7 protein-coding genes are annotated in these 7,409 nt (G+C 75.2%); all 7 read left to right on the plus strand.

Annotated features, from left to right (window positions below; translation table 11 throughout):
• Nucleotides 1-33: 33 nt before the first annotated feature.
• The 7 genes from ACFWEJ_RS09405 to ACFWEJ_RS09435 all read left to right on the plus strand — a co-directional run bounded on the left by ACFWEJ_RS09405 (nt 34) and on the right by ACFWEJ_RS09435 (nt 7,365).
• A complete protein-coding gene (locus ACFWEJ_RS09405; protein WP_377228936.1) occupies nt 34-501 on the plus strand; it encodes a rhodanese-like domain-containing protein in 468 nt (155 codons plus the stop codon).
• A complete protein-coding gene (locus ACFWEJ_RS09410) occupies nt 498-1,157 on the plus strand; it encodes a GNAT family N-acetyltransferase (protein WP_377228937.1) in 660 nt (219 codons plus the stop codon). The genes ACFWEJ_RS09405 and ACFWEJ_RS09410 overlap by 4 nt, the downstream gene beginning before the upstream one ends.
• Nucleotides 1,154-2,536, plus strand: coding sequence for an O-acetylhomoserine aminocarboxypropyltransferase/cysteine synthase family protein (locus tag ACFWEJ_RS09415; protein WP_377228938.1), 1,383 nt, complete (start codon nt 1,154-1,156; stop codon nt 2,534-2,536). Before ACFWEJ_RS09410 ends, ACFWEJ_RS09415 begins: the two co-directional genes overlap by 4 nt.
• On the plus strand, nt 2,533-3,885 hold the full coding sequence (locus ACFWEJ_RS09420; protein ID WP_377228939.1) for an LLM class flavin-dependent oxidoreductase: 1,353 nt from the start codon (nt 2,533-2,535) through the stop codon (nt 3,883-3,885). Before ACFWEJ_RS09415 ends, ACFWEJ_RS09420 begins: the two co-directional genes overlap by 4 nt.
• Nucleotides 3,886-3,950: 65 nt before the next feature.
• On the plus strand, nt 3,951-4,457 hold the full coding sequence (locus ACFWEJ_RS09425) for an RDD family protein (protein WP_377228940.1): 507 nt from the start codon (nt 3,951-3,953) through the stop codon (nt 4,455-4,457).
• A 164-nt stretch (nt 4,458-4,621) separates the two neighbouring features.
• Nucleotides 4,622-5,896 carry an LLM class flavin-dependent oxidoreductase gene (locus ACFWEJ_RS09430; protein WP_377228941.1) on the plus strand — a complete coding sequence of 425 codons (1,275 nt, stop codon included), beginning with the start codon at nt 4,622-4,624 and terminating at the stop codon, nt 5,894-5,896.
• Between the two features lie 47 nt (nt 5,897-5,943).
• Entirely contained in the window at nt 5,944-7,365 is a 1,422-nt protein-coding gene (locus tag ACFWEJ_RS09435; RefSeq protein WP_377228942.1) for an NtaA/DmoA family FMN-dependent monooxygenase, read from the plus strand.
• Nucleotides 7,366-7,409 lie beyond the last annotated feature (44 nt).

Consider the following 7,409-nt stretch of genomic DNA (forward strand, 5'->3'; position numbering starts at 1 on the left):
CGACGAACCACAGACGACCCGGAGGAGACCACCATGACCACCCCTGAGCTGCAGACCCCCGACGCCGCGGGCGCCAAGGTCGCCGGCGGCGCCCTGCTGATCGACGTCCGCTCGGCCGCGGGCCGCGCCTCGGCGGGCGAGATCCCGGGCGCCACGCTCGCGGACCGCAACAACCTCGACGCGCTGTTCGGGCCGTCCGACAACCCGGCGATCACCCTCGACACGCCCGTCGTGATCGTGTGCGGCTCGATCAACGGCTCCGGCCCGGTCGCGGAGGCGCTCGCGGCCCGCGGCTACACCGACGTCTCGCACGTCGACGGCGGTTTCCCCGCCTGGAAGGAGGCCGGGCTGCCCGCGACGGAGGCGGCGGACCAGCCGGCGGCGGCAACGGCGGACCAGCCCGTCGTGGACACGGCAGGACAGTCGGCGACCGAGGCTGCCGACCAGCCCGCGACCGCCGGAGCGGACCAGCCCGCGACGGCGCCGAGCGCGGCACCATGACGATCGCGGACGAGGTCCGGGCGGCCCGGTCGGTCAGCGGCACGGTGGGCGGCACGGGCGGCAGCGCGCCGAGCGTCGTCGTCCGGCGGGTGCGGGACGACGAGCACCGGGCCGCCGCCGAGGTGCTCGTGACCGCCTACACGCACGACTTCGACATCAGCGACGGCTACCGCCAGTCGCTCGGCGACGTCAGCCGCTGGGCGAGCGAGCACGAGGTCTGGGTCGCGGTGCCGGCCGCGGAGACGGGTTCGGGCGGCGGGACCACCCGCGTGCTCGGCGTCGTCGTCATCCCGGCGCTCGGCGGGCCGGCGCTGTCGCAGCTCGCGCAGGACGGCGAGCTCGACTTCCGCCTGCTCGCGACGCACCCCGACGCCCGCGGGGGTGGCGTGGGCGAGACGCTCGTGCGGCACGTCATCGGGCTCGCGCGCGACCGGGGCGCGCGGCGCGTCGTGCTGAACTCCGGCGACCAGATGCGCGCTGCGCACCGCCTGTACGAACGGCTCGGCTTCGGGCGCCTGTACGAGCGCGAGACGCGCGTCGTCGAGACGAAGCAGGGGCCCACGCGACTGCTCGCCTTCGGCCTCGACGTCGCCGACGCCGGCGCCGGCACGGACCTCGCCGACGCCGACATCAACTCCACGGACGGCCGCCCATGACCGGCTTCGCCACCCGGCAGGTGCACGCGCGCAGCGCGGGGCGGGACGACGCCGGGCGCGCCACCTCGCCCGCCGCCGCGCCGTCGGCCCGCGTGGTGCCCCGCGCCACGCCGGTCTACCTGACCGCCGGGTTCGAGTTCGAGGAGTGGGAGCAGGCGGCCGGGCACTTCGGCGCCGGCGAGGGCTTCGCCTACACGCGCACCGGCAACCCGACCACGGCCGCCGTCGAGCAGCGGATCGCCGCCCTGGAGGGCGGCACCGACGCCCTGTTCCTGGCCAGCGGGCAGGCGGCCGTCACGGTCGCCCTGCTCGGCCTGGTCGAGGCCGGGCAGCGCGTGCTCGCCGCGTCCAGCATCTACGAGGGCACGCGCGGGCTGCTCCTGGAGAACCTGCCGCGCCTCGGCATCGAGGCCGACTTCGTGGACGACGCCGCCGACCCCGCCGCCTGGGAGCGCGCGATCCGCCCCGAGACGCGCGTGCTCTTCCTGGAGTCGATCCCGAACGCGCGCAACGACCTGCCCGACCTCGCGGCCGTGGCCGACGTCGCGCACGCCCACGGGCTGGTGCTCGTCGTGGACAACACGCTGGCCACGCCGTACCTGCTGCGGCCTATCGAGCACGGCGCCGACGTCGTGGTGCACTCCGCCAGCAAGTTCCTGGCGGGGCACGGCTCGGTACTGGGCGGCGTCGTCGTCGACGCCGGGACGTTCGATCCGCGCGCCTCGGGCGCGCTGTACCCGCACCTCGTGGCGCCGAGCCGCACGGGCGGGCCGAGCGTGGCCGACCGGCACGGCGGCAACGCGCGCCTCGCGTACCTGCGCGAGACCGTGGCGCCGCGGTTCGGCCCGACGCCGTCACCGCTGAACGCGTTCCTCGTGGGCCAGGGGATCGAGACGCTGTCGCTGCGGGTGGCGCGGCAGAGCGCCGCGGCGCTGGAGGTCGCGCGCTGGCTGGCGTTCCGGCCGGAGGTGGCGTCGGTGGACTACTCCGGCCTGGACTCCAGTCCTTCGCACGCGCTGGCCAAGCGGTACCTGCCGGACGGCCAGGGCTCGGTCTTCACCTTCACGCTGCATGGCGGCGCCCCCGCGGCGCGCGCCCTGGTGGAGGCCGTGCAGGTCTTCACGCACATGACCCACATCGGCGACGTCCGCTCGCTCGTGCTGCATCCCGAGAGCACCAGCCACGTGCTGCGCACCCCGGCGGAACGCGCCGCCTCGGGCATCCACCCAGGCACCCTGCGCCTCTCGGTCGGCATCGAGGACCTGCCCGACCTCATCGGCGACCTCGACCGCGGCCTCAGATCGGCGGACGAAGCGGCCCGGCGCGCCGGCGCCAGCACCCCCGACGCGAAGAGCACCACACGCAAGGAGACACCATGACCCGCCAGCAGCACCTCGGCTGGTTCCTGGCCCGCGGCTTCGGGCCGCACGGCTGGGGCCACGACTACCTGGACTGGAACTACGACTGGACCCGGCCCGACCTCTACGTCGAGTCGGCCCGCGCCCTGGAGCAGGCGGGCGTCGACCTGCTGATCATCGAGGACGCCCCGTCGCTCGGCAGCCCGGAGACCATCGACCTGCGCGTGCGGCAGGCGTTCGGCGGCCCCAAGCACGACCCGCTGCTGCTGGCCCCGTACCTGTTCGCCGCGACGCAGCACCTCGGCATCGTGCCGACGGTCAACCCGGCCGCCGTGCTGCCCTACACCGGGGCGCGCCAGCTCGCGACGCTCCAGCACCTCTCGGGCGGGCGGTTCGGGCTCAACCTGGTGACCGACACCGGGAGCGCGCGGCACTTCTCCGCCGCGCCGCCGCTGGGGCACGACGCCGCGTACGACCGCGCCGAGGAGTGGCTCGACGGCGTCCGCTCGCTGTGGCGGTCCTGGGACGACGGCGCGCTGATCGCCGACCCGGGCACCGTCGGGCCCGGCGGTGCCCGGACCGGGGGCCGCTATGCCGATGGTGGCCTGCTGCGCCCGGTGCGGCACCGCGGCGAGCACTACGCGTTCGACGGTCCGCTCAACGCCCTCCCGTTCGCCGACGGCGCCGACGGCGAGCCCGTGATCGTCTCGCCCGGCGGCTCGGGCCGCGGGCTGGCATTCGCCGGCGCGAACAGCGACGTCCAGCTCGCGCTCGCGCCCCTGACGGAGCGCAGCGTGCGCGACTACCGGGCCAGGGTGCACGCCGCCGCCCGCGCGTCCGGCCGGGCGCTGGAGCACGTCAAGGTGCTGTTCGCGATCAAACCCGTGCTGGTCTCCAGCCCACAGGAGGCCGACCGGCTGGTCGCGGCGTCGGCCAACCCGGACGACGGCACGCTGTGGCGCATCGCCGAGCAGCAGTCGAGCGACCTGGAGACCGACCTGACGGCGCTCGACCTCGACAAGCCGCTGCCCACCGGCGTGTTCGGCGACCACGTCTCGCACGGCTCCATCAAGCGGCTCGTGGGCGACCACGACCTCGCCACCACGCCGCTGCGCGTGCTGCTCGGCGGGCTCGCCCGCCTGGGGCGCATCGCCGACCGCTCGGGCTGGGTGGGCACCGCCGGCGAGCTGGCCGACCTCATCGAGGAGCTGGGGGAGTGGGGCAACGACGGCGTGCTGCTGTGGGGCGACCTGCACCCCGTCACCGTGCACCGCACGCTCGACGAGCTGGTCCCGATCCTGAGGCGGCGCGGCATCCTGCGCACCGAGTGGGCCGACGGCGGCCTGCGGGCCAACCTCCGCGCGTTCTGACGGGCGCCGCCGAACCTGCGACAGCTGCACCCCCGATGCCGTCCCCCCGCGATACCGTCTGCCCCGTGAACCCCCAAGGATGGCGGCGCATCGTGGCCTGGCTCGTGGACTGGCTCTGCTTCCTGGTGTGGCTCGCGCTGCTCGCGGCGGTCGGCATCCCGCTGTACCTCTCCGGTGTCACGGGCCAGTGGTCCGCCGTGACCACGAACGTGGTCTCCGCCCTCGTCACGGCGGTGCCGCTGACGATCTTCCTGGCCGTCCTCGAGTCGGGTGCCCGGCAGGCGACGATCGGCAAGCGCGTGCTGGGGCTCAAGGTCGTGGGCGTCATGGACGGCGGGCGGCTCTCGTTCGGCTCGGCCCTGCTCCGGAACGCGCTCAAGGTGGCGGTGCCGTGGACCATCGGGCACGCGGCCGCGATCGGCCTGGTCGGGTCGTCGGCGGTCGGACCAGGCCTCGCGATCCTCACGGCGGCCGCCTACATCCTGCCGATCACCTATGTCGTCACCCTGTTCGTCGGGCAGGGCCGCACGCCGTACGACCGGGCGGGTCGAGCCCGGGTCGTCCCCGCCTGACCGCTGGTGGTCGCGGCCGGCGTCGGCGTCACGGCGTCGGCCGCCACTATGTGAGACCACCATGTGAGAACTTCCGGCGGACCCCTTGGCAGGTCCCCGTGCGGACCTATCGTCGGCGCCACCGCGGCCCCCGCCCGGGCCGCCCGACGCCGCGAGGAGCAGCCATGACGACCGACGGTTCTCTCACCGCACCACAGGATCCGGCCGACGACCCGGCCCCGGCACGCACCCCGATCGTCGCCGTCGCCCTCGACGGCGCCGGCTGGCACCCGGCGGCGTGGCGCGAGCCGGGCGCGCGCCCCGAGGCCCTGACCGACCCCGCCTACTGGGTGGGCCTGACCCAGCTTGCCGAGGCCGGGCTCGTCGACCTCGTGACGTTCGAGGACAGCTTCGGCATCCCGGTCGGCCCGTGGGACGACCCGGCCGCCGACCGGACCGACCGCGTGCGGGTGCGGCTGGACGCCGAGCTCGTCGCGGCGCGCGTGGCACCCGCGACGCGGCACATCGGGCTCGTCCCCGTGGTCACGGTCACGCACACCGAGCCGTTCCACGTCGCCAAGGCGCTGGCCACCCTCGACCACACCAGCCGGGGCCGGGCGGGCTGGCAGGTCCGCGCCTCGCCGTCGGGCGCGGAGGCGCGGCTGACCGGCCGCCGCGACCTGCCGGAGATCACGCTGGAGGACTACGCCTCCGGACGGGCGGACGAGCAGGTCGCCGAGCTCTTCGCCGAGGCGGCCGCCGTGGCCGAGACGGTCCGCGCGCTCTGGGACTCCTGGGAGGACGACGCCGAGATCCGCGACGTCGCCACGCGCCGCTTCATCGACCGCGACAAGGTGCACCGCGTCGACGTCGAGACGCGGTGGTTCTCCGTGCGCGGCCCGTCCATCACGCCGCGCCCGCCGCAGGGCCAGCCGGTCGTCACCGCGCTCGCGCACGCCCCGGTGCCCTACGAGCTGGCGGCCCGCGCGGCCGACGTCGTCTTCGTGACGCCGCAGGACGACGCGACGGCGGGGTCGATCCTGGCCGAGGTGCGGGCCGCCGAGGCCCGTGTGGGCCGCACCGGCGAGCCGCTGCGGGTCGTCGCCGACCTCGCCGTGGTGCTCGACGCGAACGGGCGGGCGGCGGCCGAGCGCCTGGCCCGCCTCGACGCGCGGGCGGGCTCTGCCGCCGGCGCCGAACGGGGCTGGGTCACCGACGCGCGCGTGCTCGCGGGCTCCGCGGCCGACGTCGCCGACGTGGTCGAGGCCTGGTCGGGCCTCGGGTACGACGGCGTCCGCTTGCGTCCCGCCGTGCTGCCCGACGACCTGGACGTCCTGGTCACGGACGTGCTGCCGGAGCTGCGGCGCCGGGGCCTGGCCCGCACCGCCTACGACGCCGGCTCGCTGCGCGGGCTGCTGCGCCTGCCGACCGACGTCCCCAACCGCTTCGCCGCCGTCTGACCCGGTGCGACCGGAACCCCAGCCCGAGACCTGAGAGCGAGCAGACCATGAGCACACCCACCGGCAAGCCCCGCAAGCAGATCATCCTCGGCGCCTACCTTGGCGGCGTGAACCACCACACCCTGTGGCACCTCCCGGAGTCGGGCAGCCAGATCGCCTTCTCGACCTTCGAGCACACGGCCCGCACCGCCGAGCGCGGCCGGTTCGACTTCTTCTTCCTCGCCGAGGGCCTGGCGCTGCGCGAGCGGGACGGGCAGGTCTTCGACCAGGACATCGTCGGGCGGCCGGACACGTTCACCGTGCTGGCCTCGCTCGCCGCCGTGACCGAGCACCTGGGCCTGGCCGCGACGATCAACGCGACCTTCAACGAGCCGTACGAGCTGGCGCGGCAGATCGCCTCGCTCGACCACCTCTCGGGCGGGCGCGCGGCCTGGAACGTGGTGACGAGCTTCGACGGGTTCACCGGCGGGAACTTCCGCCGGGGCGGCTTCCTGGACCGTTCCCAGCGCTACGAGCGCGCCGCGGAGACCATCGAGGTGGTGCGGGCCCTGTGGGACTCCTGGGCCGCCGAGGACCTGGTGATCGACAAGGAGGCGGGCATCTTCTCCCGGTCCGGCGCCGGGTCCTTCGCGCACGAGGGGTCGCAGTTCGACGTGGGCGGCTGGTTCGGCGTCCCGCGTTCGCCGCAGGGCCACCCGGTGATCCTGCAGGCGGGGGTCTCGCCGCAGGGCCGGGACTTCGCCGCGGCCAACTCGGACGCGATCTTCTCGCCGTACGGCCGGTTCGACGAGGCCCGCGCCTACTACCAGGACGTCAAGGCACGGGCGGCCGGGTTCGGGCGCGACCCCGACCACCTGAAGATCCTGCCGAGCGCGTCCTTCGTGCTCGGGGCGACCGAGGCCGAGGCGCAGGACAAGGCCCGCTGGGTGCGCGAGGAGCAGGTCACGGGCCGCACGGCCCAGATCCTGCTGGAGCAGATCTGGAACCGAGACCTGTCGGCCTACGACCCGGACGGCCCGCTGCCCGACGTCGAGCCCGCGCTCGACGCGCCGTCGTTCATCGCGGGACGCGCCCTGACGCACGCCGACCGGCCCGCGACCGTGGCCCGCCTGCGGGCCCAGGCCGAGGCCAACGGCTGGTCGCTGCGGCAGACCGTGATCGAGGAGTTCACGCGCGGTGCGTTCGTCGGCACGCCGACGCAGGTTGCCGACGCGCTGGACGACTTCGTGCAGAACGACGGCTCGGACGGGTTCGTGATCGGCTCGCACCTGGTGCCGACCGGCCTGGACGAGCTCGTGGACGACGTCGTGCCGCTGCTCCAGGAGCGCGGCTCGCTGCGCACGGAGTACGAGGGCACCACCCTGCGCGACAACCTGGGCCTGCCGACGCCGACCCGTGCCGCGGCGTCGACGTCGGCAGCGGCAGCGGCGTCGGCCCGCGCACCGCAGGAGGCGGCCGGCGCGCGCTGACCGCGGAGCGGGCGCACGAGAAGTGCGCTTCCACCCAGCGATTC

The sequence above is a fragment of the Promicromonospora sp. NPDC060204 genome, from assembly GCF_042728455.1.
Lineage (GTDB): Bacteria > Actinomycetota > Actinomycetes > Actinomycetales > Cellulomonadaceae > Promicromonospora.